Source organism: Prevotella sp. C0209C1 (assembly GCF_056583855.1).
Genome location: NZ_JBWPJP010000069.1, coordinates 1 through 1,603, shown reverse-complemented (window position 1 = coordinate 1,603; position 1,603 = coordinate 1). Strand labels below are relative to the sequence as shown.

The window sequence follows — 1,603 nt, the reverse complement described above, 5'->3', positions numbered from 1 at the left end:
TATCGTATACATTCTGCTCCAGAAAGGAGGTGTTCCAGCCGCACCTTCCGGTACGGCTACCTTGTTACGACTTAGCCCCAATTACCAGTTTTGCCCTAGGTCGATCCTTACGGTCACGAACTTCAGGCACCCCCGGCTTTCATGGCTTGACGGGCGGTGTGTACAAGGCCCGGGAACGTATTCACCGCGCCATGGCTGATGCGCGATTACTAGCGAATCCAGCTTCGTGGGGTCGGGTTGCAGACCCCAGTCCGAACTGAGAATGGTTTTTAGGATTAGATTGCACTTGCGTACAACCAACTCTCTGTACCACCCATTGTAACACGTGTGTAGCCCCGGACGTAAGGGCCGTGCTGATTTGACGTCATCCCCACCTTCCTCACACCTTACGGTGGCAGTATCTCTAGAGTGCCCAGCACTACCTGATGGCAACTAAAAAAAGGGGTTGCGCTCGTTATGGCACTTAAGCCGACACCTCACGGCACGAGCTGACGACAACCATGCAGCACCTTCACAAATGCCCCGAAGGGAATATATCATCTCTGATATAAACATCTGCAATTCAAGCCCGGGTAAGGTTCCTCGCGTATCATCGAATTAAACCACATGTTCCTCCGCTTGTGCGGGCCCCCGTCAATTCCTTTGAGTTTCACCGTTGCCGGCGTACTCCCCAGGTGGGATGCTTAATGCTTTCGCTTAGCCGCTAACACTAGGTGCTAACAGCGGGCATCCATCGTTTACTGTGCGGACTACCAGGGTATCTAATCCTGTTCGATACCCGCACCTTCGAGCTTTAGCGTCAGTTGCGCTCCCGCAAGCTGCCTTCGCAATCGGAGTTCGTCATGATATCTAAGCATTTCACCGCTACACCATGAATTCCGCCTACGTTGTGCGCACTCAAGTCTGCCAGTTCGCGCTGCAATCTAAAAGTTGAGCTCTTACATTTCACAACACGCTTAACAAACAGCCTACGCTCCCTTTAAACCCAATAAATCCGGATAACGCCTGGACCTTCCGTATTACCGCGGCTGCTGGCACGGAATTAGCCGGTCCTTATTCATATGGTACATGCAATAAGGGACACGTCCCTCACTTTATTCCCATATAAAAGCAGTTTACAACCCATAGGGCCGTCATCCTGCACGCTACTTGGCTGGTTCAGGCTCTCGCCCATTGACCAATATTCCTCACTGCTGCCTCCCGTAGGAGTTTGGACCGTGTCTCAGTTCCAATGTGGGGGACCTTCCTCTCAGAACCCCTACTGATCGTTGCCTTGGTGGGCCTTTACCCCGCCAACAAGCTAATCAGACGCATCCCCATCCAATACCGATAAATCTTTCGTCGAAATCTCAGGCGATCAAACGACTACATAGGGCATTAGGCCAACTTTCGCTGGGTTATTCCCTAGTAATGGGTAGGTTGGATACGCGTTACTCACCCGTGCGCCGGTCGCCATCATAAATTGCAAGCAATCTATATGCTGCCCCTCGACTTGCATGTGTTAAGCCTATAGCTAGCGTTCATCCTGAGCCAGGATCAAACTCTCCATTGTAAAATCTTTTTTAATGATGGCTATATACAATATAACCAAGTTTGTATCTTT

The 1,603-nt window shown here is 50.8% G+C and carries 1 rRNA gene; it reads right to left on the bottom strand.

From position 1 onward, the window contains the following. Window positions 1–22 precede the first annotated feature (22 nt). Window positions 23–1,552: ribosomal RNA gene (locus tag AC1DCD_RS10200) — 16S ribosomal RNA — on the bottom strand. Window positions 1,553–1,603: the final 51 nt, after the last annotated feature.